General features: G+C 63.8%; 23 protein-coding genes. 11 read left to right on the top strand and 12 right to left on the bottom strand.

What is annotated here, in order from left to right; all coding sequences use genetic code 11:
• Positions 1 to 83 precede the first annotated feature (83 nt).
• Positions 84 to 920: a dimethylargininase gene (ddaH, locus tag I6E60_RS00515; protein ID WP_197178324.1), complete on the top strand. Its 837-nt coding sequence runs from the start codon at positions 84 to 86 to the stop codon at positions 918 to 920.
• A gap of 183 nt (positions 921 to 1103) precedes the next feature.
• On the opposite strand, the gene I6E60_RS00510 is transcribed toward ddaH, so the two are convergent.
• From I6E60_RS00510 to I6E60_RS00500, 3 genes are all read right to left on the bottom strand, one after another.
• Positions 1104 to 1544 (bottom strand): nitroreductase family deazaflavin-dependent oxidoreductase, encoded by a 441-nt coding sequence (locus I6E60_RS00510; RefSeq protein ID WP_197121977.1) that lies wholly within the window; start codon positions 1542 to 1544, stop codon positions 1104 to 1106.
• A 66-nt stretch (positions 1545 to 1610) separates the two neighbouring features.
• On the bottom strand, positions 1611 to 2891 hold the full coding sequence (locus tag I6E60_RS00505) for an MFS transporter (protein ID WP_197178323.1): 1281 nt from the start codon (positions 2889 to 2891) through the stop codon (positions 1611 to 1613).
• Between the two features lie 96 nt (positions 2892 to 2987).
• The gene (locus I6E60_RS00500) at positions 2988 to 3407 is read right to left on the bottom strand and encodes a helix-turn-helix domain-containing protein (protein ID WP_231601080.1); all 420 of its coding nucleotides are present in this window, start codon (positions 3405 to 3407) and stop codon (positions 2988 to 2990) included.
• A 107-nt stretch (positions 3408 to 3514) separates the two neighbouring features.
• Here I6E60_RS00500 and I6E60_RS00495 point away from each other — a divergent pair, with 107 nt between their 5' ends.
• The 5 genes from I6E60_RS00495 (at position 3515) to I6E60_RS00475 (ending at position 7098) form a co-directional block, all read left to right on the top strand.
• Positions 3515 to 3880 carry a DoxX family protein gene (locus I6E60_RS00495; protein ID WP_197178322.1) on the top strand — a complete coding sequence of 122 codons (366 nt, stop codon included), beginning with the start codon at positions 3515 to 3517 and terminating at the stop codon, positions 3878 to 3880.
• Positions 3881 to 4013: 133 nt separating this feature from the next.
• Entirely contained in the window at positions 4014 to 4403 is a 390-nt protein-coding gene (locus I6E60_RS00490) for a VOC family protein (RefSeq protein ID WP_197178321.1), read from the top strand.
• A 110-nt stretch (positions 4404 to 4513) separates the two neighbouring features.
• Positions 4514 to 5047 carry a type IV toxin-antitoxin system AbiEi family antitoxin domain-containing protein gene (locus I6E60_RS00485; RefSeq protein ID WP_197121969.1) on the top strand — a complete coding sequence of 178 codons (534 nt, stop codon included), beginning with the start codon at positions 4514 to 4516 and terminating at the stop codon, positions 5045 to 5047.
• Positions 5044 to 5985, top strand: coding sequence for a nucleotidyl transferase AbiEii/AbiGii toxin family protein (locus I6E60_RS00480; RefSeq protein ID WP_197178320.1), 942 nt, complete (start codon positions 5044 to 5046; stop codon positions 5983 to 5985). The genes I6E60_RS00485 and I6E60_RS00480 overlap by 4 nt, the downstream gene beginning before the upstream one ends.
• Positions 5986 to 5994: 9 nt before the next feature.
• The gene (locus I6E60_RS00475; RefSeq protein WP_197178319.1) at positions 5995 to 7098 is read left to right on the top strand and encodes an acyl-CoA dehydrogenase family protein; all 1104 of its coding nucleotides are present in this window, start codon (positions 5995 to 5997) and stop codon (positions 7096 to 7098) included.
• A 9-nt stretch (positions 7099 to 7107) separates the two neighbouring features.
• Here I6E60_RS00475 and cydD read toward each other — a convergent pair whose 3' ends face one another.
• From cydD to I6E60_RS00460, 3 genes are read right to left on the bottom strand one after another with little or no spacing between them, the layout of a single operon-like run.
• Positions 7108 to 10509, bottom strand: a complete 3402-nt coding sequence (gene cydD, locus I6E60_RS00470) for a thiol reductant ABC exporter subunit CydD (RefSeq protein WP_197178317.1) — start codon at positions 10507 to 10509, stop codon at positions 7108 to 7110.
• 15 nt (positions 10510 to 10524) lie between these two features.
• The gene (gene cydB, locus I6E60_RS00465) at positions 10525 to 11565 is read right to left on the bottom strand and encodes a cytochrome d ubiquinol oxidase subunit II (RefSeq protein WP_197121958.1); all 1041 of its coding nucleotides are present in this window, start codon (positions 11563 to 11565) and stop codon (positions 10525 to 10527) included.
• An 18-nt stretch (positions 11566 to 11583) separates the two neighbouring features.
• Positions 11584 to 13173: a cytochrome ubiquinol oxidase subunit I gene (locus I6E60_RS00460; RefSeq protein WP_197178315.1), complete on the bottom strand. Its 1590-nt coding sequence runs from the start codon at positions 13171 to 13173 to the stop codon at positions 11584 to 11586.
• A gap of 123 nt (positions 13174 to 13296) precedes the next feature.
• Here I6E60_RS00460 and I6E60_RS00455 point away from each other — a divergent pair, with 123 nt between their 5' ends.
• The 4 genes from I6E60_RS00455 to I6E60_RS00440 all read left to right on the top strand — a co-directional run bounded on the left by I6E60_RS00455 (position 13297) and on the right by I6E60_RS00440 (position 15758).
• Complete coding sequence (locus I6E60_RS00455) at positions 13297 to 13659, top strand: BlaI/MecI/CopY family transcriptional regulator (RefSeq protein WP_197121954.1); 363 nt, start codon at positions 13297 to 13299, stop codon at positions 13657 to 13659.
• A 2-nt stretch (positions 13660 to 13661) separates the two neighbouring features.
• Complete coding sequence (locus I6E60_RS00450; protein ID WP_197178313.1) at positions 13662 to 14498, top strand: M56 family metallopeptidase; 837 nt, start codon at positions 13662 to 13664, stop codon at positions 14496 to 14498.
• Positions 14499 to 14641: 143 nt separating this feature from the next.
• Positions 14642 to 14899, top strand: coding sequence for a hypothetical protein (locus I6E60_RS00445; RefSeq protein WP_197121950.1), 258 nt, complete (start codon positions 14642 to 14644; stop codon positions 14897 to 14899).
• Between the two features lie 10 nt (positions 14900 to 14909).
• A complete protein-coding gene (locus I6E60_RS00440; RefSeq protein ID WP_197178311.1) occupies positions 14910 to 15758 on the top strand; it encodes an endo alpha-1,4 polygalactosaminidase in 849 nt (282 codons plus the stop codon).
• Positions 15759 to 15776: 18 nt separating this feature from the next.
• Here the strand turns inward: I6E60_RS00440 and I6E60_RS00435 are convergent, their stop codons facing one another.
• The 3 genes from I6E60_RS00435 to I6E60_RS00425 form a co-directional block, all read right to left on the bottom strand.
• Entirely contained in the window at positions 15777 to 17003 is a 1227-nt protein-coding gene (locus tag I6E60_RS00435) for an MFS transporter (RefSeq protein ID WP_307841760.1), read from the bottom strand.
• Between the two features lie 115 nt (positions 17004 to 17118).
• Positions 17119 to 18540 (bottom strand): alpha-hydroxy acid oxidase, encoded by a 1422-nt coding sequence (locus tag I6E60_RS00430; protein WP_197178308.1) that lies wholly within the window; start codon positions 18538 to 18540, stop codon positions 17119 to 17121.
• A 9-nt stretch (positions 18541 to 18549) separates the two neighbouring features.
• Positions 18550 to 19182 (bottom strand): GntR family transcriptional regulator, encoded by a 633-nt coding sequence (locus I6E60_RS00425; protein WP_197178306.1) that lies wholly within the window; start codon positions 19180 to 19182, stop codon positions 18550 to 18552.
• A 118-nt stretch (positions 19183 to 19300) separates the two neighbouring features.
• On the opposite strand from I6E60_RS00425, the gene I6E60_RS00420 reads away from it, so the two are divergent.
• Positions 19301 to 20293, top strand: a complete 993-nt coding sequence (locus I6E60_RS00420; RefSeq protein ID WP_197178305.1) for a Gfo/Idh/MocA family protein — start codon at positions 19301 to 19303, stop codon at positions 20291 to 20293.
• Positions 20294 to 20378: 85 nt separating this feature from the next.
• Here I6E60_RS00420 and I6E60_RS00415 read toward each other — a convergent pair whose 3' ends face one another.
• From I6E60_RS00415 to I6E60_RS00405, 3 genes are all read right to left on the bottom strand, one after another.
• Positions 20379 to 21776: a rhamnulokinase family protein gene (locus tag I6E60_RS00415; protein WP_197178304.1), complete on the bottom strand. Its 1398-nt coding sequence runs from the start codon at positions 21774 to 21776 to the stop codon at positions 20379 to 20381.
• The gene (locus I6E60_RS00410; protein WP_197122141.1) at positions 21773 to 23809 is read right to left on the bottom strand and encodes a bifunctional aldolase/short-chain dehydrogenase; all 2037 of its coding nucleotides are present in this window, start codon (positions 23807 to 23809) and stop codon (positions 21773 to 21775) included. Before I6E60_RS00410 ends, I6E60_RS00415 begins: the two co-directional genes overlap by 4 nt.
• A gap of 76 nt (positions 23810 to 23885) precedes the next feature.
• Positions 23886 to 24647, bottom strand: coding sequence for a DeoR/GlpR family DNA-binding transcription regulator (locus I6E60_RS00405; protein WP_197178303.1), 762 nt, complete (start codon positions 24645 to 24647; stop codon positions 23886 to 23888).
• Positions 24648 to 24848 lie beyond the last annotated feature (201 nt).

Below are 24848 nucleotides of genomic sequence, written 5' to 3'. Positions count from 1 at the left end.
TGTTGTGCGCTGGCTAGGGTATGCGCGTAAATAGTGCGCAGATTGCGGAGACATTGCGGATAGGTGCGTGAAACACTGGGGCTATGACGATCACTGACACCGAATCGACCACGCCTGCACGCCAGGCCATCGCGAAGACCGTGCTGATGTGCCGTCCCGACTTCTTTACGGTCACGTACAGCATCAACCCGTGGATGAATCCCAACGACCCCACCGACACCAGCCTCGCTGTGAAGCAGTGGCAGACGCTCTACGACACCTACATCAACCTTGGTTTCACCGTTGAGCTCATCGACCCCATCGATGGCCTGCCCGACATGGTCTACGCCGCTAACGGCGGATTCGTGATTGATGGCAAGGCCTACGGCGCTCTCTTCACCTACGACGAGCGCAAAGCAGAAGGCCCCGCCTACATGGAGTGGTTCGGCGCCAACGGCCTCGAGGTTTTCGAGCCAGCCAACGTTAATGAGGGCGAGGGAGACTTCCTCCTTGTTGGCGACAACATCCTGGCCGGTATGGGATTCCGCACTTCCGTCGAGAGCCACCGCGAGCTTGCCGAGATCTCGGGCCGCAACGTTGTCTCGCTCAACCTCATCAACCCGAGTTTCTACCACGTCGACACCGCCATTGCGAAGCTCGACGAAACCAACATTGCCTACCTCGAGAGCGCCTTCGACGAGCCCTCGCTTGAGAAACTCCGCGCACTGTACCCCGACGCCATCCTCGCCACTGAAGAGGATGCGGCAGTGCTCGGACTCAACTCCTACAGCGACGGCTACAACGTCGTCATCGCCTCGCGCGCCAAAGACTTCGAGCGCCAGCTCAAAGAACGCGGCTACAACCCCATTGGCGTCGACCTCTCCGAGCTGCTGCTCGGCGGTGGCGGCGTGAAGTGCTGCACGTTGGAACTTCGCCGCTAGACAGCGCGGCACGGAACCCGTAACTTCGGCGCTCTCTGCGGTGGGTGCCTCGATTTCACCGGTGAGCGGCGCGATGCCTAGATCTCGCTGCTCGCCGGAGAAGATGCGCTTGGCGCACTGAACAGAACGAATGGCCTGCGCCGCGAGCGCGGGCCATTCGTGTTTTTGCTCACGGCTCGCGGACTAGCGCTCTTCGCAGATAACGACGGGGATGTCGCGCGTGGTCTTGGTCTGGTACTCGGCGTAGCGGGAGTTGGCGGCGACAATCTGAGGCCACAGCTCGGCCTTCTCGGCGGGGCTGGCGGTGTGAGTGTGCACCGGGAAGGTGCGTCCACGAATGGTGAGTTCAGCATCCGGATTCGCCTGCAGGTTGCGATACCAGAGCGGGTCGCGATCGTCGCCACCCTTAGAGGCCACGAGAACCCAGCGGCCCTTGCCGTGCACGGGAGCGGTCAGCATGGTCGACCGGCGGATGCCCGACACCCGGCCCGTGGTGTGAAGCTCGAGTGAGGGCATGCCCCCGAGGGTCCAGCCGAGGCGGCCGCCCGAGACGGCGAGGATCGTGCGGTGCACGCCGTTCATGAGTTTCATACCGAGGTCGCTGAGGCGGTTGCTGGTGCTCATGGTTCTATTGTCGCGCTTCTGCAGGAGTGTGGGTGCGCAGGGGCGTAGGAGCGTACGGGTGCGGGGTTAGGCGGGTTCGGACGTTCGGACAACCGCGCGACGCTGCGGCGGACGCACGAACAGCGCGAGCACAGCGACGGCAATGGGCAGGCTCGCGAACCAGAAGGCCGGCTCGGTGAAGTTGCCGCTGGCATCGACGGCGAGCGAGAGCGCGATGGGGCCGAGGGCCGTCGAGCCCAGAGCGATCGCGGTCGTGACGCCGCGAATGGAGCCGATGTGGGCGGTGCCGTAGTAGCGCACATAGGCGGCGGCCTCCATCCCGCGCAGGGTGCCGCCGGCAGCGCCGAGCACGAGGCCGTAGAGCACGGCGGTGCCGTCGGGGCCCACGACGGAGAGCAACAGCAGCGAACCCGCGAGCGTCAGCATCGAGAAGATGACGAACAGCTTGGGACTCACGCGGTCGACGAACGCGCCGACGACCAGCGTCGCGGCGATGCCCGTGACGGTTTGCGGCAAGAAGTTGGCAGCCGCTTCGAACGGGGTGAGCCCGCGCTCGCCGAGGATCGCGATCTGGTGGAACGCGAGGCCGGTGCTGAGCATGCCCGAGACGGCGAGGGAGGCCGCGATGACCCAGAACATGCCGGTGCGGGCTGCTTCGCCGAGCATCCACGATTCCTTCTGGATGACGATCTGCGCCGTCGAGAGGTCGTCGTCGCTGGCAACAACCCGGGTGCGCTTCGGCAGGATGAACGCGAGGGGCACGACGACGGCGAGCACAATCGCGGCTTCCCAGCGCCAGGCGGCGTGGATGCCCACGGCCGAGATCAGCCGTTCGAGGCCGACGGGGGCGAGGGAGATTCCGGCCGATCCGATCGCGGCGGTGATGCCCAATGCCAGCCCACGGCGGTGGGTGATGGCGCGGGCGACAGCCGTGGTGGCGGCGAGGCTGAGGGCGCCCTGGCCGAGCATCCGCACCCCCACAAAGCCCGCGGTGAGGCCGGCGATGCCGTCCACGAAACTGAGGGCGAGCAGCACGCTCGCGAAGAGGGCGCCGATGACGATCGTGACGTAGCGGGCCCCAAAGCGGTCAAGGGCGCGGCCGATGAAGGGTTGAGCCGAAGCTCCGACAATCGTGCCGAAGAAGTAACTGACCGAGATGCCGGTGCGGGAGACATCGAGCTCAGAAATGAGGGGGTCGGTGAAGACGGAGATTCCGGCGGTTTGGCCCGGAGCGGTCATCACCGAGATCACGCCTGCGGCAGCGACGACGCTTACCCACGGCAACCACCGTGCTGGCGATCGACGACCCGTGCGAACCACGTTCACGTCAGAGGAAACCACAACCACTCAACCCTTCGAAGCCACCGTTGGGCTAGCGCGTGACGTTGCTGCTTCTGCCGTAACGCTTAGCCAAAATCGTACTCGTGTCTCGCGTGCTGAAAGTCAGGTGCGTGGGGCGGCGGGTGCGGTGGTGTTTGCGGGCGATTGCGCTTCTGAGTGGTCGTAGGCACGCCGATGCTCTTCAACCTGAAGAGAGTTAGCGAGCGCCCATTCGGCGAGAGCGCGTACCGGCGGGAGGAGTCCTTGCCCGAGTGCCGTGAGTTCGTATTCGACGCGTGGGGGAACCTCGGGGTAGGCGGTGCGGGTGAGCAGCCCGTCGCGTTCGAGGTGGCGAACGGTGCGGGTGAGCATGCGCTGCGAGATTCCGGGAACTTGTTGGCGCAGCTGGGTGAACCGGAGTGGGCCTTCGGCCAACATGCCGACGACGAGCAGCGTCCACTTATCGCCGATGCGGTCGAAGGTTTCGCGCACAACAATGCCATCGCTCGAGTGGCACATTTCTTCGAGCTCGCGATCGGGCATTCTGCTCCTTGGTTACCTCGGTGTGCCTTTTGTGAGGCTGCTCGAACCAGTCTAGGTTACTGATCGTGCCTTAGGCACTAATCATAACCAACTCAGAAAGAGCATCAATGATCATTGCCGTATGGATCGCCTCCGGACTCCTCGCCCTCGCCTACCTCGCCGCTGGCGGCCAGAAGGTGCGAATCGCGAAAGACGAAGCCTTCGTGACGTTCCCGTGGGCTGAACGCGGTGGGCTCGGCATGCTGCGCGCGATCGGTGCGGTAGAGATCCTCGGAGCGCTCGGGCTGATCCTGCCGGCGCTCATCGGCGTGCTGCCCATCCTGACCCCAATCGCTGCCGTAGGCCTCGTGCTCGTGCAGGTCGTCGCTGTGGTGTTGCACGTTCGCCGTGGTGAGTTCAAGACGCTCCCCGTGAACGCGGTGCTGTTGCTGCTCGCTCTCTTCGTCGCGATCGCACGGTTCTCCGGGGTCTAAGTGGTCGTTGCCGTTCGGGGCCGATGGGCGCCGACTGAGGGTTGCGCCTGACCCGCAGCGGGTGTGGACTGTGACCGTACGCTAGCCCCAGCGCCCCATCGGTGCGCGCTAGTTGCGACAAGGATGGTGCACGATGTTCGCTCCGAAGAACGCCTTTTCTGGATTCAGCGTCAACGATCTCGATGACGCTGCGGCCTTCTACCGCGACAGTCTCGGCCTAGCAGTCGCCGATGGCGGGATGGGCACGCTGCGCCTCACGCTGCCCGGCGGAGCCGAAGTGACCATTTACCCGAAAGAGAACCACGAACCGGCGAGCTTCACCATCCTGAACTTTGCGGTGGAGGATGTCGAAGCTGCTGTCGATGCGCTCAACGAGCGTGGCGTGGTCACCAAGATCTACAGCAACGGTGATCTCCTGGGTGGCATGGGCACCGACGCGAAGGGCATCATGCGCGGGCACGGGGCTGAGATTGCGTGGTTCAAGGATCCCGCTGGGAATGTGCTTTCGGTTATTGCGGCGTAGCTATGGGACGAGCCTGCAAGACCCGCATCACCCACTAGATGGCTAAAGGCCAGATGATGCGCAGTGTCAAAACTATACTAATTTTGGTATAGTTTTGGCACGGAGGAACCATGACCTTGCGAACAGAGCTCTGGCCAATCGCTACAACGCAGTACGGATTCGTGACCACTCAGGATGCACGAGAGTTGGGTTTCTCGGCTGTGGAGCTGGCCAAGTTGGCATCACGAGAAAAGCTAGAACGCGTCTCGCACGGGCTCTACCGGTTCCCTGAGCTGCCTCACACTGAACGCGATGACTACATGCGTGCTGTGCTCGCCACCGGTGCGCCCGACGCGATCCTGTCGCACGACACGGCCTTGCTGGTGCACGACCTCTGCGACATCAATCCCGACATCATCCACGTCAACATCGGGAAGACGCGAGTGCGCCGCAACATTGCCGGCGTGCAACTCCATAGCGACCACCTTTCACCACGCGAACGAAGCTGGTGGGAGGGGATCCCCGTCGTCACGGTGCTCACGGCGATCGAACAAGGAATTGAGACAAAGGTTCCCAGGCATCTTCTGCATCAGGCAATCGAAGCCGCACGTGCGCGAGGGCAGCTGACCGCGGGAGAGATGATCGAGCTAGAGAGTAACCTGTGACCGGCATCTTCGAAGGGCTCCCGCCGCGCGACGCTCCGCCCAAGAACACCGCGGCTCTCAATTCGTTTCTTAATGCGGCGGCGAAAAAGACCGATCAGGCGGTTGACCGTCTTGGCTGGCTCGCCGGTTCCGTGATCGTGATGGCGGTGCTGCAAAGAGCTCTGGGCGCCGATGGTCGCCCAGAGTTTCTGGTCAAAGGTGGCGCCTATCTCGAACATCGTCTTGAAATTGGCGCGCGTGCGACGAAAGACGTGGACACTGTCTACCGGGGTGCGATAGCGGACTTTGAGTCCGCACTCGATGCAACCCTTGCGGAGCCGTGGGAGCCATTCGAGTTGGCGCGCACTGAGATCGAGACAGTTGAGAATGCACGCACGACGAAAAAGCCGCGACGGTTTCACATCCAACTCAAGATTCGTGGACAGGTGTTCCGCAAAATCAAAGTCGAAGTGTCATTTTCCGAGGGCAAGATTGGGGAGGGTGACGAGCGCTTTACGGCTCCCGACCTCAGCGCTTTGGGTCTAGGTATTCCCGACGAGATTGCGGGAATAACTATGGCCTACCAGGTCGCGCAGAAACTCCACGCCTGCACCGATCCCGATGACCCAACCCCAGAAGACGGCGGCAAACCGTTCTTCAACGACCGGGTTCGCGACGTGGTCGACTTGCTTTTGCTGCGTGACGCCTTCTTTCCCACCGGTAGCGAACTCTTCACGGTGAAGGCCGCCGCCGAGGATGTTTTTGGAGCGCGCGCGGCTGAAGCGGAGAAACTCGGGCTCACGCCTCGTAGGTGGCCGCCCGAAATCACGACATGGGAAAGTTGGGTAGAAGGATGGCAGAAGCCGGCCGATCAAGCCGCGATCAAGGCGAGTCTCGAAGAAGCTCTGGCTACGCTCAACGAGTGGGTCGCAGAGATAGCACGAAGCGCGGCGCGGTAGCGTGAACCCATGACGGTACTCACCCCAGCACTGCTCAACCGCATCCGCTCGCGCGCCGAACGCTATGACCGCGAGAACATCTTCTTCACCGAAGACCTGCAAGAGTTGCGTGCCGTCGGCTACCTGAAGCCGCGCAGTTTGCGTGAGCTGTCGGATGATCAGCGCCTGCTCGCGGCCTACGCGCCGGCCACGGCGCTCGCCATCAACATGCACCTCGTCTGGATCGGCGTCGCCTGGGCTCTGCGCGAGCGCGGCGACTCAAGCCTCGACTGGCTGTTGGCGGATGCCGAAGCTGGCGAAGTCTTCGCCTTCGGCTTGAGCGAACCCGGCAACGATCTCGTCATGTGGGACTCCCTCACCACCGCCGAAACCGTCGAGGGCGGTTACGCGTTCACGGGCACCAAGATCTTCACCTCGCTGTCTCCCGCGTGGACCCAGCTGGGCCTCTTCGGCAAGCACACCGCCGACGATGGCACTGAAACCCTCGTGCATGGTTTCATCTCTCGCGACGAGCCCGGCTGGCGCTCCCTCGGCGACTGGGACACTCTCGGCATGCGCGCCACCCAAAGTCACACGACGGTGCTGGATGGCGCCTTCGTTCCCGCGAACCGGGTAGCCCGCGTGCTGCCCGTCGGCCCCAACGCCGATCCGTTCATCTTCGCGGTGTTTGCCAACTTCTTGCCGCTCATCGCCTCCGTCTATGCGGGCCTCGCCGATCGCGCTCTCGAACTCGGGGTCGAAGCACTGCAGCACCGCAGCTCGGCTATCACCGGAGAGGCATACTCCGAGCATCCGGATCTGCGCTGGCGCATGGCGGATGCCGCCCTCGCGCTCGATGCGATCGAACCCCAACTGCACAGCATCGTCGATGACGTCGATGGACTCGTGGATCACGGGGCTGGGTGGTTCCGCAAACTGACCGGTGTGAAGCACCGCAGCATCGAAACCGCACGCCACGTTGTTGACCAGGTGATGCGCTCAGCCGGGGGCGGAGCCTTCCGCAGCACGAGCGAACTCTCGCGCCTGCAACGCGATGTGCTCGCCGGCATCTACCACCCCTCGAACCCGGAATCGGTGTACAAGACGGTCGCGAGCGACCTGTTCGGGAGTTAAGCGCGAGCGCTAGACCGTAGCAACCTGCTCGCGCGCCCCGAGCCGCAGACTGACGTCGTCGTCGCGACGCTCATCGTCGTGATGGCTCACGAGCACCACGATCTTGTCGGCGAGAGCCGTGCGCAGGTCGGTGATGAGTTGCTCGGCGCTCGCGGCATCCAAGTGGGCGGTCGGCTCATCGAGAAGTACGACATCCGCCCGGGTGAGGAGAGTGCGGGCAACCGCGAGGCGCTGACGCTCGCCGCCCGAGAGGCTTTCGCCCGCCGATCCCACACGCGTGTCGAGGCCGCGGTCGAGCGAATCGAAGAGCGGGCCAAGACCCACCTGGCGCAGCACCGCAACAAGCTCCTGCTCGGTCGGCTGATCGTCGTGCGCGCGGCCCAACAGCAGGTTCGCGCGAATCGTCGAATCGAAGAGGTGCGATTCCTGCGGGCACCACGTCACCGCCGCGCGCAATTGCTCGGGCGAGAGCTCGCGGGCATCCACCCCATTGAGGCTCCACGAACCAGCGGCCGCCGGAAGATACCCGAGCAGCGCGGCCAGCAACGTCGACTTACCTGCGCCCGAAGGCCCTTCCACGACAAGCCACTCGCCACGCTTAGCTCGGGCGGTCGCGCCCGAGAACGCCAGCGTCGGGCTCGACGGCCAGCGGATGCCGAGCTCGCGCAATTCAAGAACGGTCACGTCACCGAGGGGCTGGTCTGCGTTCGCGCCTTCCGCCTGCGCGCGGTTGCCGCGTCGCGTTCCCGCCGCGCTACGTGCCGCAGCGTCGTCTGCCGAAGCACGGCCTGAAGCAGCACCGCCAGCGCCATCCGCACGCTCAATCCCTGCGGTAACCCCGCGCACCTTCGCCAGCGCGGCGCTGAGCGCCGGCCACTGCTGCACGGAGTCGACGAAGGCGATGAGCGAGTCAACGAGCCCGATGGGGATGAGCACGAGCACCGCGACGATGCCGATGGGCAGAGTGCCGGCGATGACGGCGGGCGCGGCTACAGGCAGCATCGCGACGGCGGTCACCGAGCAGGCGAGTACGACGACGGCGTTGCCGATTCCGAGGGCGCGCGCGCTGCGGCGGGAGAGCGCGCCGGCTTCGGCGTCGATGTGATCGAGGCGGGCGAGCATCCGCCCACCAACACCGTTGGCGCGCAAGTCGGTGGCAGCACCGGTCATGGCGGCGAAGGCGCGCACGACGCGGGATTGCACCTCGGCGATGCCGTTGGCGGCCGAGCGGTCCACGATCACGGCGATGATGGGCGCCGCCACAAGCCCGACGGCGAGACCCGCGAGCAGCACGGGAACAGCGGGAGCGTGCAGCAGCCCGACGGCGATGAGGGCGGCGAGCGAGGTGCCGAGAGCAACAGCGGGAGGCAGCACCACGCGGGGAACGAGATCGCGAACTCGGTCGGATGCAGCAACGAGATAGTCGAGCGCGACCCCGCCATTCGCGAGAGCACGCGAGCCCAGAGCGCGAGCACCCAGACCGTTCCAGAGGGCAACCCGCAGCTCAATCACCGAGCCGAGCACAGCGCGGTGGGTGGCGAGGCGTTCGGCGTAGCGCAGTGCCGCACGACCGATTCCGAAGAACCGCACGCCCACAATGGCGACGAGCAAGAACATGATCGGCGGCTGCTCGCTGGCCCGTACAATCAACCAGCCCGAGAGGGCGGTGAGGGAGAGAGCGAAGAGGCTCGCGCCGGTGCCGAGAGCGATCGCTCCGACGAGGGTTCCGAGGGTGGGGCGCACAAACTCGAGCAGGCTGGCGAGAGTCGCGCGGGTGGTGCGGGGCGCGTCGAGAGCGTCAGCATCCACGTCGCCGCCCACGGTCAATGGATCAACGCGAGCTTCAACAGCGCGGGTTCCGCCCGAAGCGCCCACCTCCACAACCTGGTCGGCCAACGCGGCGATTCCCGACTCGTGCGAAGCAACGAGCACTGTCACGGGACGACCACGAAGCTCAGCAAGCGCTGCTTCCACACGCGCAGCGGATGCCGGATCCAAGTGTGCGGTCGGCTCATCGAGTAGCAACAGGGTGGCGCCCGCTTCGACGCGCAGCAGTCCGCGCGCGACGGCAATGCGGCGCAACTCGCCGGGGCTTACCTGGCGCGGGTCGGCGTCGGCGACACCGGTGAGACCGAGGTCGAGCAGCACCGACTTGATGGCCTTTTCGTCGCTGCTGTACAGGCGAAGTTCGTCGATCACGGTGTCAGCGACGGTGTGCGGATGCTGCGGAACCCACGCCACACGGGAGACGTCGATGCCCCACACGCTGCCGCCGCTCGGCTCGCGATTGCCCGCCAGCACCTCTAGAACACTGGATTTTCCGCTGCCGCTTGGCCCATCCAGAGCAGTGATGGTGCCGGGCGCGGCGCGAAAGCTGAGCTCGTCGACCGCGGGAAGGGCACGACCCTCATACGCGATCGTGAGGTTCACGACCCGGAAACCACCAGCACTTTGGCGGTGCTCCCGAGCGCGCGGCGCATCGATGATCGCGCGGGCGCGGCGCAGAGCGGTGAGTCCATTCTCGGAGGAGTGGAACGCGGCACCCAACTCGCGGAAGGGTGCGAAACACTCGGGCGCGAGCACGAGAGCGATGAGGCCGACGGTGAGGGAGAGCTGACCATCCACGAGTCGAACGCCGACGAAAACAGCGACGACCGCAACCGAAATGGTCGCGATGAGTTCCAGAACGAGCGCGGAGAGGAAGGCGGTGCGCAAGGTTTCCATCGTCTTCGTACGATTCTCGGCGGAGATCGACCGCAGCGCTTTCGACTGCTCCGCAACGCGGCCAAGTCCCACCAGAACGGGAAGGCCACGGGCGAGCTCAACGAGGTGGTCGGAGAGACGTTCGAGGCTGGCGCTGGCGGCATCGGCTCGCTCGCGCGTGTGCCCGCCCACAAGAATCATGAATACCGGCACGAGCGGAACGGTCAGCACAATGATGAGCGCACTCACCCAGTCGACCGAGAGGATGCGCGCGCCAATCAGCAGCGGAACCGTTGCGGTCGTGACGATCGCCGGCAGCACCACGCGGAAGTAGTTGTCGAGCTCGTCGAGCCCGACCGTTGCAATCGCGGTGCTTGCGCCCGGGCGAGCATCGGAACCGGTGAGTACTCGCTCCGCGAGTTCGTGGCGCAGAGACTCCTTGGCGCCGAGCGCGGCGCGGGTCGCGAAACTTTCAGTAGCCCAGGCGGTAGCGGCGCGGAGAAGGCCGGCGGCGATACCCAGAATGATCGCGAACTGCCAGGCTGCGGCATCCGCTTCAATAACGCCGACGACGCCGCGAGCGACGGCCTCGGCCATGAGCACGAGGGCCAATCCCTTGAGGGACGACAGCAGCCCCAGCCCGAACAGTGTGTGCACACCGCCCGGGCCGAAGCCTGCTGCGAGTCGTTCGTGGAGTTTGGCTCTCATGCCCTCCATCGTGCCCTAGCTAGCTGAAGAAGCGGGGGCAACCGCGGGCTTCACAATGTGAGCCTCGGGGAGGTGGTGCTCGCTCAGACGGTTGCGGAACACCCAGTAGGTCCAGCCCTGGTAGATGAAGACCAGCGGCAGTCCAAAGGCGGTCACGACACTCATCACGCCGAGGGTATATTCGCCACTCGCCGCGTTGGAGATCGTCAGGTTGAACGCGGGGTCGATCGTCGACGGCAGCACTACGGGGTAGACCGCGGCGAAGATGGATGACGCTCCCGCGACCAAGAACGCTGCGATGCCCACAAAGGCCCAGCCTTCACGCCCGGCTCGCGCACTGATCCAACCGAAGACGACCGCGATCACCGCGACCACAACAAGCAACCACGTGATGAGGGTGCCGTTCTGGAACTGAATGATGAGTACCCACGCCACGATCGGCAGCAGAGCAACGGGGCTCCAGCGCACGACGAAGTTGCGGGCGCGGACGCGCACGTCGCCATCGGTCTTGAGGCCGAGGAAGACGGAGGCGTGCACGAGAGCGAAACCGACAACGGCAAGGCCACCGAGCACGGCATACGGAGTGAACCACGCGAAAGCACCGCCAACGCGGTCACCGTTCGCGTCGATCGGGAGGCCGGTGGTGGTCAGCGCGAGCGCCGCACCGATACCGAAAGCGGAACCGAGCGAGCCGAGCCCGAGAGCGCGATCCCACCACATGCGCCACTTGTCGGTGGAGCCCTTACCGCGGTATTCAATAGCAACCGCGCGGAAGATCAGGCTCACGAGCACAATCGTCAGCGGGATGTAGAGCGCCGAGAAGAGTGATGCATACCAAAACGGGAATGCTGCGAAGGTGGCGGCTCCGGCCGTGATGAGCCAGACCTCGTTGCCGTCCCAGACCGGGCCGATGGCATTGAGCATGAGGCGACGTTCGCGGTCTTTGCGGGTGCTGAAGAGCAACAGCATGCCGACACCGAGGTCGAAGCCTTCGAGAAGGAGGTAGCCGATCCACAAAGCGGCGATCGCGATAAACCAGAGTGTAGGAAGATCCATGAGTAGCTGCCCTTCTGCTTAGTAGGCGAACGCGAGAACGTCGTCGCGCTTGTCTGGTTTGTTGGGATCGTCAGGGTCGCTGCCGTCGTCTTCTGGATGCCCGAGCTCAGGCATTGCCGAGGCAACGCCACCGCGTACGTACTTGACCAGCAGCTTGATCTCGAAGACCATCAGGAAGGCATAGACGAGAGCAAGCGCGGCGAGCGAGAAGATGATCTCTTCGCCGCTGACGCCGGGGGAGACGGCGGCGGCGGTGAACATGTAGACACCGTCAATGCCACCGGGCGTCGGGTTGGGCACGACCACGAAAGGTTGGCGGCCCATCTCGGTGAAGACCCAGCCGGCGATGTTGGCGCCGAAGGGGGCTGCGATGCTGAGCAGCGCTGTTCCCATGAGGAACTTCGACTGCGGCACGGTGCCCTTGCGAACGATCCAGAGCGTAAGGGCTGCAAACCCTGCCGCGAGCATCCCGAAGCCGATCATGAGGCGGAAGCCCCAGTAGGTGACTTCCATGAGAGGGAGGTAGTCGATCTCCTGGCCGGCACGCTCGCCATACAGCGGGTCATCGGGGAGGTTGGTGCCGTACAACTCTTGGTACTGCGGGATGAGGGTGTTCACACCCTGAATTTCGGTATCGAAATCGCCGTGAGCGAGAAACGAGAGCAACCCCGGAATTTCAATAATGCCCACGACATCTTCACAGTCTTGGCCTCCGAGCGGACCAATCGAAAGCACTGAGAAGCTCGTGCCGTCGTGGCACGCGGCTTCAGCGGCTGCCATCTTCAGGGGCTGCTGTTCAAACATGAGCTTGGCCTGAAGGTCGCCGGTAATGGAGAGCGCACCGAACCCGAGGATCGCGATGACGGCACCGATGCGGATGCTCTTGATCCAGACGCTGTGGTCCTTGCGGTCGCGGCCGGGGATGCTGAGGTTTTCGCCGACGACGACACGACCCGTTGCATCCACCGTGTCGATTCCGTCGCGACGGCGCTGCCAGAGCTGGTACCAGGAGATGCCGACGACGAAGCCAGCACCGACGGCGATAGCGCCGGTGACCGTGTGAGAGAAAGCGGAGAGGGCGGTGTTGTTGGTGAGCACGGCCCAAATGTCGGTCATGACGGGGCGGCCATCGATGAGTTCAACACCAACCGGGTGCTGCATCCACGAGTTCGCCACGATGATGAAGAAGGCGGAAACGATCGAACCGGCAACAGCGATCCAGAGGGTTGCAAGGTGAAGCTTCTTGGGGAGGCGGCTCCAGCCGAAGATCCAGAGGCCAAGGAAGACGGACTCGAAGAAGAAAGCGAGCAGGCCTTCCATCGCGAGCGGTGCGCCGAAGACGTCACCAACGTAACGGGAATACTCGCTCCACGCCATGCCGAACTGGAACTCCTGAACGAGGCCCGTGGCCACACCCATGATGAAGTTGATGAGGTACAACTTGCCCCAGAACTTGGTCATGCGCAGCCACTTTTCGTCGCCGGTGCGCACCCACTGGGTTTGCATGAGCGCAACGATAGGGCCGAGACCCAACGTAAGCGGAACCATGATGAAGTGGTAAACGGTAGTAATTCCGAATTGCCATCTGGCGATCTCTAGGGGGTCCACTCCTGGCCTCTCTAATTGTGACGATTGCCCTCGTAACAGCAGCCAATGTTTTAGCTGGGTAAGTGCTGTATAACATTTCTACACCCTCGTAGAAGTTATTTCTACTTAGGGTAGAATTCGTTTATGAATTCGCTTGGTGAACTCGAACGCAGTGTCATGGACCTGCTGTGGGCGAGCGCCGAAAGTCTCTCAGCCTACGATTTGCAGGCCGCTTTGGCGTCCCCTGAATCGTCGGGCCGCGAACTCGCCGCCACCACTATTCTCACGGTACTTTCTCGCCTTGAAAAGAAGAGTTATGTAGTGCGCGAGCGAGATGTGCGCCCGCACCGTTACCGCGCAGCATCGGTTCGTGCTGAACATATGGCCGACCTCATGCACGAAGTCTTGGGCGGGGCCAACGATCGCACCGCTGTTCTTGAGCGTTTCGTCGGGCAAGTCTCCAACGAAGAAGCTGAGACCCTCCGCCGTATTCTCGCCGGGCGCTAACGGTGGTAGCCGCGGCGATCACGCTCGGAGTCATCGCCATCCTCTTGGCTTGGCCTGTGCCGGTGATCCTTCCCGGTGCGCGGTGGGCCTACCGTCGCCCCGCACTCGGACTGCTGGTGTGGCAACTTGTGGCCCTCATCGGTGGCTTCAGCATGATTGGTTCTCTCGTGCTGCTCGGTGCGGCCACCTTCGCCACCGATCTTCCGGATGCCGCAACCGGCATGTGGCGCTTCGTCACCCACAACGAACTCCCCGAAGGTTCGTCGGTGTGGTCGCTACTGGCACTCTCGGGAGCTCTCTTCCTCACCGCGCACCTGCTGCTCAATCTCCTCGTCACCGTCGTCTACGCGGAGCGTGAGCGAGCCCGCCACTCACAACTCATCACCCTCTTGAGCGAACCAATTGCTGGCCGCCCTGGTACGCGCCTCATCGACACTCCGGCCCCGGTCGCGTACTGCCTCCCGGGTGCGCTCACCTCCATCACCGTGTTGAGCGCCGGTCTGCTGCAGTTGCTCGACGAAGAAGAACTCCAGGCGGTGATCGAACACGAACGCGCCCATGTGCGATTGCGTCATGACATCGTGCTGATTTTCTTCACCGCGTGGAAGCTGTCGTTGCCGTGGCTGCCCACGGCGCGAAATGCGTCCCGCGAAGTCGCGCTGCTGCTCGAAATGCATGCCGACGACAACGCCCTCGTGCACGTCGGCCGTGGCAGCCTCGCCCGCGCCATCACGATCGTTTCTGAGGGAGGCGCGCTTCCCCAACGCAGCGAGCTCTCCTCAGCAATGCCCGAATCAACGCCGAAAGAGTTGCGCGCACGGTTGCTGCGGCTTGCTTAGAGCGACACAAGCTAGTCCGCATTAATGACGACTAGATTGGCCCCCATTTGGGGTCTAGCGTTCAAGTAGAGAGAAAGCCTCAGGCTTTCGCTCACGCTACACAGTCGCATTAACCAGGCAGAACTGAAAGCACGGGGGCAATTATGAATAGGAAAGTATTCGGGTGGGTAGTTGTTCTTCTGGCGAGCCTTACCGCCGCTGCGGCAGCCGCCGTCTGGCTGATCGTGGCCGGCACCGGGCTTGACGTAGCCGCGGGCATCCCGCCGCTTCCGACTCTGGTGTTGGGTCTTTCTGCTCTGCTGGCAATCGTTTCGAGCTTCGCGCTCATTCGGGCAGAGTTGCCACCTCACCGCTCCCACATGCGTGCGACCTACATCTCGCGTCGCACCGGAGCGGCCTAAGCTCGACCGCATGACAGTGCGCGCGCGGCGATCCTTGCTGCCTGCGCTCTGTGTCGCGGCGGTGTTCGTCGTGCTGGCCGGATGCTCGGCCTCAGCTCCTCTAACAACTGAACCCAGCGCCCCTCCCGCCGCTACCGCCTCACCGAGTCTTTTCGCCGCGGGCGCCGTCGCGGACTACCAGCTCGGCGGCGCGTACGAGCCCGACGCTGCCGTCACCGTCGTCGTGCGCGACGCCAGCGAAGAACCGCTCGCCGGCGCCTATTCCATTTGTTACCTCAACGGGTTCCAGTCGCAACCGGGGGAGTCGTGGCCGAGCGAGCTGCTGCTGCGCGATGCCGAAGGCGACCCGGTAATCGATGCGAACTGGCCGGATGAAACGCTGCTCGACATCCGTACCGCCAGCAATCGCGACGCTATCGCCGCGCGGATGGCGCCGCTGATTGAGGGCTGCGCAGGTAAGGGTTTCGCAGCAGTCGAGTTCGATAACCTCGACAGCTACACGCGCTCCGACGGGGTTCTTGAGCGCGAGCAGGCGGTAGCAATGGCCACGCTGTTCGTGCAGCTCGGCCACAGCAGCGGACTCGCGGTAGCCCAGAAGAATTCGGCCGAGCTGCTGGGGGAGGAGGCATCCGCCATCGGGTTCGACTTCGCGATCGCGGAGGAGTGCGACCAGTACTCAGAGTGCGGCGACTTTACCGGCTTTTATGGTGATGCCGTTATCGACATCGAGTACACCGATGAGCTGCGACGCCCGTTCAGCGAGGTGTGTGCGGATGCCGCGACACCGCCCATCACGATACTGCGGGATCGCGATCTCACGTCGCCCGGCTCAGCCGAGTACACCTTCGAGCATTGCTGATGGTGCCTCGCGCTTTAGCTAGGCGGTGACCTTCGGCCCGCGCCTGAACGCGAGTGGCAGCGTGAGTAGGGAGATTGCGGCGGCTACCAAGATGGCGGGCGGGAAGCCGAATGCGGTCGCGAGGGTTCCGACGAGCACGGAGCCGAGCGCTGTTCCGAGATCGAAGCCGATGTTCCACACGGCGCTAGCGGTGCCGTACTGCTTGCGCGGAACGGCGGCAAGCGAGATCACGAGAGTCAGGTTTTGCAGGCCGCCGTAGGCAATACCGACGAGGGTCATACCGACGAGGAACAACAGGATGCCGGTGGCGGCCGGATTCTGCACGGCTGCGGCAATCGCGAGCAGGCCCGCGACCGCGATGATGACGAGGGGCCACAGGAAGCGGTTGGCGCCGAAACGGTCAGAGAGCCCGCCAATGGCCCACCGGGTGACAGCGGCGCTCAGGGTGAGCAGAGCGAGAGAGCCTGCGGTTGCCGCTGCTGAGGAGCTCATTTGTGGCGCAAAGGTGATCAAGGCGCCGCCGGCAAGGGTGACGCCGCTCAGCAGCATCATGGGGCGCAGGAGCGTGACGGCGAGCATCCATCTGGGAGATTTGCCGCCGGGTGGGGGAACGATTGGCGTCGCACCGGTGGCTGGTAGGGCTTCGCGCTCGGCTGCTTGCTCGCGCAAAATACGGGCCAGCCGGGGTGCCGAGCTGATGCCGAGAAGGGGGAGCGCGCCGAGAGCGAAGACGGACCAGAAGCCAACGGTGTCGGCAAGGAGCGTCGCGGCTGGCACGAGCAGAATCTGCGGAATCGCGATTGAGGCACCGTAGATGCCGACCGCGGCGCCATGCTGGGTGCGATCGACGAGGTTTGCCACCACGGTCGACCCTGTGACAGTGAGGATGCCGAAGCCGACCCCGCGCACCGCTGAAATCGCGAGAATCCACGCCAGCTGATCAGAGACAAGCAGGAGCAGTGGCGGAACTCCGAGCAGCGCGAGCCCCGCAGCCAGCACTCGCCCTGTGCCCAATCGCGCCAGAAGGCGAGGCACGAAGGGTTGCGTCATCACGGTAACGAGCAGGAGGATTCCGTTGACCCAACCCGAGCCGGCTTCCGTTGCTCCGCCCTGGATCGCCCACAACGGAGCGACAGGAATGAGAACAACGAACCCGCCGAACCCTGCCGCCGTCAACACCAGCAGCGCGGGCATCCCGGGTGCGCGCCACACAGGCGGCGGAGTTGCGAGAGAAGGTTGAGTCACGGTGTCCAACCCTATGCCCCGCAGGGTGCTAGCTGACGAACGTCAGAAGCTAGACCCGGCGGGGACAGAGAACTCGCGCGGCAACCCACCACAACCTGCGGCGCGAGTGGCCTAGTTATTTGGAAGCAGGCTTCTTGGCCGCGGGCTTCTTCGGTGCGGCTTTCGCGGATCCTGTGCGAGTCGTGCTTGCGATCGTGGCTTTCGCCGGAGTGGCTTTCTTTGTCGCTGGTGTGGCCTTCGTGGCAGCAGCCTTGCGCGGCGCAGCGCGCTTAGCCGGAACCGCGGCGGCAGCACTCGGCGCGACGGCTCGGGGAGCCAAGCGCTGCAGCTGGGTGACGTGCTTGGGCTCGAGCTCTTCGATGCTGGTGACTTCCAGCAGTTTCATGGTGCGCACGATTTGGCTGGAGAGAATCTCGATCGTGCGATCGACGCCTTCGCGGCCTCCGGCCATGAGTCCGTAGAGGTAGGCCCGGCCGATGAGGGTGAACTTGGCACCGAGCGCCATCGAGGCTACGACATCCGCACCGTTCATGATGCCGGTGTCGACCATCACTTCGACGTCGTTGCCGACCTCGCGGGCGACCTCGGGCAGCAGGTGGAAGGGGATGGGCGCACGGTCGAGCTGGCGGCCACCGTGGTTCGAGAGCAGGATACCGTCAACGCCGAGGTCAGCAAGGCGCTTCGAATCTTCGAGGTTTTGCACTCCCTTGATGACGATCTTGCCCGGCCACATGGCGCGGATGACCTTGAGGTCCTCGTAGTTGATCGACGGATCCATCGCCGAGTTGAGCAGTTCGCCGACGGTGCGGCCGCCGGTCGAGGAGAGCGAGGCAAACTCCAGCGGGGGAGTCGTGAGGAAGTCGAACCACCACCACGGGCGGGGGATCGCATTAGCGATCGTGCCGAGCGTTAGCTGCGGCGGGATCGAGAATCCGTTGCGAGTGTCCCGAAGACGGGCGCCGGCGATGGGGGTGTCGACGGTGAACATGAGGGTGTCGTAGCCGGCAGCAGCCGCACGTTCGACGAGTCCGTACGAGATTTCGCGCTCGCGCATGACGTACAGCTGGAACCAGTTGCGACCGTTCGGGTTCGCGGCCTTCACATCTTCAATGGATGTCGTGCCGAGCGTCGAGAGGGTGAACGGAATGCCCGCTGCCGCTGCTGCGCCCGCGCCAGCAATCTCGCCTTCGGTCTGCATGAGGCGCGTGAATCCCGTTGGCGCAATACCGAACGGCATCGCGGAAGTGCCGCCGAGAACCTGAGTCGTGGTCGAGACGTTCGAGGCGTCACGAAGGATCGACGGGTGAAACTCGATGTCCTCGAAAGCCTGGCGCGCCCGGCTGAGCGAGATTTCGCCTTCGGCCGAGCCATCCGTGTAGTCGTAGGCGGCCTTGGGGGTGCGACGCTGAGCGATGGCTTTGAGGTCGTAAATCGTGAGGGCGCTATCGAGGCGGCGCTTCTTGCCGTTGAGTTCTGGTGCCTTGAACTTCATGAGCTTCGCAAGCTCGATGGGGTTCGGGAACTGACGCTTAACCATGGGGTTCCTTTAGTTGGAGGTGTCGAGGTGGGTGAGGAGGCGATCGCGCGCCCCCAGAATGTGGTCGCGGGTGAGGCGCTCCGCTGTGGCGGCATCCCCGGCGGTGATGGCATCGAGGATGCCCTGGTGTTGTTCGGCCACCTCGTGGGCGGTGATGAGTTGGGCGGATTGAACCTGCCCAATGCACAACTCGACTTCGCCCATGAGCAGTTCGTGCAGGCGGGTGAGGCGGGGGCTGGGCTGACCGGCGACGAGCGCGCGGTGAAACTGGATGTCGTAGTGAGCGAAATCGTCGGTAGCAGTCAGCGCCCGGTGGGCTGCCAGCGCCTCCGCCGGGATCGCGCCGGCTTCGGCTAACGCAGCCATGGCGGCGGTCTCCACGATGGAGCGGGTGTCAAAGAGGTCGAGCACGTCGTCGTAGCTGAGCTCGGGCACGCGTGCGGCCCGGTGGGCTTCGCGACGCAGGATGCCGTCGGCGACCAGGCGGTCAATGGCGATGCGCGCGGTGGGGCGGGCGACGCCGAAGCGGAGGGCGACGGCCGACTCGGTGATGGCAGAGCCGGGGGCATCGCGCTGAGCAATGATGTCGGCACGAAGTTTTTGGGCAACGGTTTCGGGAAGCACGGCGGCGTTCTCGATCATGGTTGCTCCTTCTGCGCTGACGGGGATTGTCAGACAATCTAACAGAATGTAAGACAAAGTGAAATAGGCCCCTGCTACATTGGCGACGTATGTTTTCGTGCGCAACAAAGGAGATGGCATGACGAAGCAAGTGGCATGGGGAATTCTGGGCACCGGATGGATCGCTACCCTTCAAACCAGTGACCTGAACGAGCACGGCCACAAGGTCGTCGCGGTCGGATCACGCACTCAAGAATCGGCAGACAAGTTCGCCGCCGAGTACGGCATCCCGACCGCTCACGGCAGCTACGAAGACCTCGTTGCTGACCCCAACGTCGACGCCATCTACGTTGCGACTCCCCACCCCTTCCACGAAGAGCACGCGCTGCTCGCGCTCAACGCCGGCAAGCACGTGCTCGTAGAGAAGGTCTTCACGATGAACGCGGCCCAGGCCGAGAACGTCGTGGCCCGGGCAAACGAACAGAACCTTGTTGTGTTGGAAGCCATGTGGACCCGCTACCTGCCGCACATGGTGCGCATCCGCGAGCTCATCGCCGAGGGCGCGCTCGGAACGATTCGCAGCGTGATCGCGGACCACAACCAGAACCTGCCCAGCGATCCGCTGCACCGCATCAATAACCCGCTCTTGGGCGGCGGCGCGCTGCTCGACCTCGGCATCTACCCCGTGTCGTTCGCGTACGACATACTGGGCGCACCCTCAAGCCTCGTGGCTGTGGCTACCAAGACCGGTACGGATGTCGACCGCCAGACCTCGATGATCTTCAGCTACGGCACCGAAGCTCAAGCAGTGCTGCAGACCACCCTCGACCTGCGCGGCCCTACGCGCGCCGTCATTGTGGGCACCGAAGGCCGTATCGAAATCGATGAGACGTTCTACGCCCCCACGACCTTCACTCGCTTCGACGGCGAGGGCAACCTCGTCGAAGAGTTCGACGGCAGCACCACGGGTCGCGGCATGCAATTCCAAGCCGCCGAACTCGAGCGCCTCGTCGCCGCTGGCGAGCTGACCAACGACATCCTCTCGCCGAGCGAGAGCATCGAGATCATGCACACGCTCGACGAAATCCGTCGCCAGATCGGGCTCACGTACCCGATGCTTGACGAAGGCTAAGGCGAGCTGACGCCCGTTAAATGACGAAGCGCCGACTACCGAATTGATCGGTGGTCGGCGCTACGTCGTTAAGCGAAATTGGATGCTACCGCGAACGCGGCAAGTAACGCTTCGGCGAGAACGCGGCAGCCACCAGGCTGCGCAACGCCTCCAACGAGCCCTCGACAAACCCCTGGGCGCGTGCCTGAACGAGCACGTTGCCAATAGCCGTGGCCTCTACGGGGCCAGCGAGCACCGGCATTCCGCTGCGGTCCGCGATCAGCTGGCAGAGCAACTCGTTCTGCGAGCCACCGCCGACGATATGGATGACCGACACCGACTTTCCGGAGAGTTCTGAGGCCGTGTGTACGGCATCCACGAAAGCAACGCTGAGGCTCTCGATGATGCTGCGCACAAACTCCACGCGCGACTGCGGAACAGCCACATCGTGTTCGGTGCACCACGCGGCGATGCGCGCGGGCATGCCATCGGGAGCAAGGAAGCGTGGGTCGTTGGCATCGAAAATCGGCACCGGTGTCGCGAGAGCGGATGCCGCCGCCAACAGCTCGAGAAGGTCGACGCTAGCGTCATCCTTCTGCCAGTCGCGCACGCACTCGCTCAGCAGCCACAGGCCCATGACGTTGTGCAGGTAGCGCACGCGTCCGTCGACACCGCCCTCGTTGGTGAAGTTAGCAGCCCGGCTGGCTTCGGTGAGCACGGGGGAGTTCAGCTCGACGCCGACGAGACCCCACGTGCCACACGAGATGTACGCAAAGTCGTCGTTCGTGGCCGGAACAGCCATGACAGCGGATGCCGTGTCGTGCGATCCGACAGCGACCACGTCGGCACGGATGCCGAGCTCGTCGCGCACTGGCCCCAGCGTCGTGCCGGGAGTAACTAGCTCAGGGAAGAGGCTGCGGGAGTATCCGAGCTTCTCGATGAGCGCGTCATCCCACTGGCCGGTCGCCAGATTCAGCAGCCCGGTCGTCGAGGCGTTGGTCTGTTCAGCGACCTGGCGGCCCGTCAACCAGTAGTTGATGAGGTCAGGGACGAGCAAGAAACCATCGGCATCGGCAAGGTTCTGCTCGGCAGCGAACTGGTACAGCGTGTTAAAGGGAAGGAACTGCAGACCGTTGGAGCCGTAGAGCTCAGCGTGATCAGCAATCGCGTGCACGCGCTCCACACCCGCGGCCGTGCGGTCATCGCGGTAATGGAACGGGGGAGCAATCATCTGCCCACCCGCCATCAACGCATAGTCAACCGCCCACGAGTCCACGCCGATGCTCGACAACTGCGGCTCGTCACGAACTGCAGCCGCCAAACCGGCGAGAACACTCGAGTAGAGCGCATCAATGTCCCAGTGCAAGCCATCGACGCGACGTACTGGCCCGTTGGGAAAACGTGCCACGGGGCGAACCGTGAGCTCGTTGTGACCCACGTGGCCGAGCATGACTCGGCCACTGGTCGCACCCAGATCGACCGCGGCGACAACTTTCGCGTTCATCGGAGGAAGGCCGCCGCAACACCAGCATCAACGGGGATGTGAAGTCCCGTGGTGTGGCTGAGGTCGGGGCCCGTGAGCACCGAGACGGCGTTGGCAACGTTCTCGGGCAGAACCTCACGCTTGAGGATCGTGCGCTGAGCGTAGAACTTGCCGAGGTCTTCTTCTTCAACACCGTAGGTCTTGGCGCGGTTAGCGCCCCAGCCTGCCGCAAAGATTCCCGAACCGCGTACAACGCCATCGGGGTTGATGCCGTTGACCTTCACGCCGTGCTCGCCCAGCTCGACCGCGAGCAGTCGCACCTGGTGAGCCTGGTCAGCCTTCGTGGCCGAGTACGCAATGTTGTTAGGGCCAGCGAAGACCGCGTTCTTCGACGAGATGTAAATGACATCGCCGCCCATGGCCTGCTCGATGAGAACCGGCGCGGTGGCCTTCGAGACCAGGAACGAACCCTTGGCCATGATGTCGTGCTGGAAGTCCCAATCCTGCTCGGTGGTCTCCAGTAGGGGCTTCGAGAGCGAAACGCCCGCATTGTTCACGACGATGTCGATACCGCCGAAAGCGAGGACGGCATCCTGCACCATGCGCTCGATCGCTGCGGCGTCGGTCACGTTGACCTTGAGGCCGATGGCGACATCCGTGTTGCCGATTTCGGCGGCAGCGGCCTGGGCCTTCTCAAGGTCGAGGTCAGCAATGACGACGCAGGCGCCATCCGCTGCGAGGCGAGTAGCGATGGCCTTGCCGATTCCGGATGCTGCGCCCGTCACGAGAGCGACGCGCGTCGCGTGCGACTTGGGCTTCGGCATCCGCTGCAGCTTGGCTTCTTCGAGTGCCCAGTATTCGATGTTGAACTTCTCGGCATCGCTGATGGGCGCATAAGTCGAGAGGGCTTCGGCGCCGCGCATGACGTTGATGGCGTTCACGTAGAACTCGCCAGCCACGCGGGCGGTCTGCTTGTTGGCGCCGTAGCTGAACATGCCGACACCGGGAACGAGAACGATGAGCGGGTCGGCGCCACGGATCTCGGGGGAGTCGTCGGTGGCGTACTTGTCGTAGTACGCGGTGTAGTCCTTGCGGTACTCCTCGTGGAGTTCCTTCAGACGCTCGATGCTCTTCTCGATCGAGGCGTTCGCGGGCAGGTCGAGCAGCAGTGGCTTCACCTTGGTGCGCAAGAAGTGGTCGGGGCAGCTCGTGCCGAGGGCGGCGAGCTTGGGGGCATTGGCGGAGGCCAGGAAGTCGAGAACGACATCCGCGTCGGTGAAGTGGCCGACCATGGGGCGGTCGTGGCTGGCGATGCCGCGGACGGTGGCGGCGAGGGCGGCGGCCTTGGTGCGACGCTCCTCTTCGGGCAGCGCGGCGTTCTTGGCGACGGTGCGACCGAACGGGGCCTTCTTACCCTTAGCCTCGATGAATTCTTCGGCGGTGGTGATGATCCAGAGGCTGTTGGCTTCTGCTTCGTCGCTTGTGTCGCCCCACGCGGTGATGCCGTGACCACCGAGGATGCAGCCGATCGCCTTCGGGTTCTTTGCCTTGATCTCAGCGATGTCGAGTCCGAGCTGGAAGCCGGGGCGGCGCCAGTCAACCCAGACAACCTTGTCGCCGAACGCCTTCTTGGTGAGCTTCTTGCCATCCTTGGCGGTCGCAATGGCGATACCGGAGTCGGGGTGCAAGTGGTCGACGTGCGCAGCATCCACGAGTCCGTGCATGGCGGTGTCGATGGAGGGCGCGGCGCCACCCTTACCGTGAAGCGTGTAGTCGAACGCGGCAACCATTTCGTCTTCGCGGTCGATGCCCGGGTAGACGTTCGTCATCGAACGTAGGCGGTCGAGGCGCAGCACGGCGAGGCCGGCTTCCTTCAGGGTGCCGAGGTCTCCGCCTGAGCCCTTTACCCACATGAGCTCGATGGGCTCGCCAGTCACGGGATCCGTTTCGGTGCCCTTGGCCGACGTGTTGCCGCCGGCGTAGTTGGTGACGCGCGGATCGGAACCGAGACGGTTCGAGCGTGCGATGAGTTCAGCTGCAGTGGGGTTTGTCATCCGAGTGTCCTGTGTCGTCGCGTTTGTAAGTATTTGTGAAATCTAACAATAACTTACGCTGAAGCGCAAGGGGGCATCACAGCAACTCAACATGCTCGCGGTACGCGTCGAGGCGAGAGTCGCGCGGGTCAAGTTCAGTGATGAGCATGGCCACGTCGCGCAAATTGAAGCTCACAGAGATCGAGCGGTCATCGAGCTTCGACGAATCAACGCAGAGGATCGTTTCGCGGGCAGCACTCGCGAAGGCCTGCTTCACTTGGCTCTCCGCCAGCGAAACCTCCGAGCTGCCGAGTACCGGGTCAACGGCGCTCGCCGAGGAGAAAAACCGTGAATACAGAACGGATCCCGCACCCTGGCAGGCGAGGAGCCCCACCAGGCTTTCGGTGTTCGGCTCTGATTCGCCGCCGGTGACCATTCCGCTGACGCCGGGAATCGCTCGCAGCACCACAAAGTTTTCGAGGGAGTTGGTCGCCACCGAGAGGCCTTCGCGTTGGCCAAGTGTGCTGGCGATGGTGCCGGTGGTGGTGGAGGCGTCGAGCGCAATCGAGCCCGACTGGGGGATGAGGGCGGCGGCTTTGCTAGCGATGACCTGCTTGGCGCGGGAGCGCACTGCCCGGCGTTCGTCAAAGGGGCGGGGCCCGGCGATAGAGATCGCGCCACCACGTACGCGACGCAGGAGGCCTTCGGCTTCCATGTCGTCGAGGTCGCGCCGAACGGTCATGGCGGAGACCGAGAGTTCGTCTGCGATGTCGTCGAGACGCAGAGCGCCGTCGTGGTTGAGGCGCTCTTGCAGCATCGCTCTGCGTTGTTGTGCGCCCAGGGTGCCGACAGTGGCCATGGTGCTCCTCGAAGATCGTGTGAGATTTCATGTTACAACCCACGAGTAGTTACACAGCGCGGTGCGTCATCCGCCCGAATCTATGCCAATTCAGATGAGCGTTGACACTGTCCCGTAACGAATGATAGGTTCACTGAACACCGGTTCATTGAACCAGATATGAACTTGATAAGGCAGAGCAGCCTGTGCGATTCGCCCAGC

It is taken from the genome of Salinibacterium sp. SWN167 (assembly GCF_015864665.1).
Taxonomy (GTDB): domain Bacteria; phylum Actinomycetota; class Actinomycetes; order Actinomycetales; family Microbacteriaceae; genus Rhodoglobus.
This window is presented reverse-complemented; position numbering and strand designations above follow the sequence as displayed.

Coding starts and splice junctions, on each gene's coding strand:
- ddaH (WP_197178324.1), top strand. CDS start 84: ATGACGATCACTGACACCGAATCGACCACGCCTGCACGCCAGGCCATC.
- I6E60_RS00510 (WP_197121977.1), bottom strand. CDS start 1,544: ATGAGCACCAGCAACCGCCTCAGCGACCTCGGTATGAAACTCATGAAC.
- I6E60_RS00500 (WP_231601080.1), bottom strand. CDS start 3,407: ATGCCCGATCGCGAGCTCGAAGAAATGTGCCACTCGAGCGATGGCATT.
- I6E60_RS00495 (WP_197178322.1), top strand. CDS start 3,515: ATGATCATTGCCGTATGGATCGCCTCCGGACTCCTCGCCCTCGCCTAC.
- I6E60_RS00490 (WP_197178321.1), top strand. CDS start 4,014: ATGTTCGCTCCGAAGAACGCCTTTTCTGGATTCAGCGTCAACGATCTC.
- I6E60_RS00485 (WP_197121969.1), top strand. CDS start 4,514: ATGACCTTGCGAACAGAGCTCTGGCCAATCGCTACAACGCAGTACGGA.
- I6E60_RS00475 (WP_197178319.1), top strand. CDS start 5,995: ATGACGGTACTCACCCCAGCACTGCTCAACCGCATCCGCTCGCGCGCC.
- cydD (WP_197178317.1), bottom strand. CDS start 10,509: ATGAGAGCCAAACTCCACGAACGACTCGCAGCAGGCTTCGGCCCGGGC.
- cydB (WP_197121958.1), bottom strand. CDS start 11,565: ATGGATCTTCCTACACTCTGGTTTATCGCGATCGCCGCTTTGTGGATC.
- I6E60_RS00455 (WP_197121954.1), top strand. CDS start 13,297: ATGAATTCGCTTGGTGAACTCGAACGCAGTGTCATGGACCTGCTGTGG.
- I6E60_RS00445 (WP_197121950.1), top strand. CDS start 14,642: ATGAATAGGAAAGTATTCGGGTGGGTAGTTGTTCTTCTGGCGAGCCTT.
- I6E60_RS00440 (WP_197178311.1), top strand. CDS start 14,910: ATGACAGTGCGCGCGCGGCGATCCTTGCTGCCTGCGCTCTGTGTCGCG.
- I6E60_RS00430 (WP_197178308.1), bottom strand. CDS start 18,540: ATGGTTAAGCGTCAGTTCCCGAACCCCATCGAGCTTGCGAAGCTCATG.
- I6E60_RS00425 (WP_197178306.1), bottom strand. CDS start 19,182: ATGATCGAGAACGCCGCCGTGCTTCCCGAAACCGTTGCCCAAAAACTT.
- I6E60_RS00420 (WP_197178305.1), top strand. CDS start 19,301: ATGACGAAGCAAGTGGCATGGGGAATTCTGGGCACCGGATGGATCGCT.
- I6E60_RS00415 (WP_197178304.1), bottom strand. CDS start 21,776: ATGAACGCGAAAGTTGTCGCCGCGGTCGATCTGGGTGCGACCAGTGGC.
- I6E60_RS00410 (WP_197122141.1), bottom strand. CDS start 23,809: ATGACAAACCCCACTGCAGCTGAACTCATCGCACGCTCGAACCGTCTC.
- I6E60_RS00405 (WP_197178303.1), bottom strand. CDS start 24,647: ATGGCCACTGTCGGCACCCTGGGCGCACAACAACGCAGAGCGATGCTG.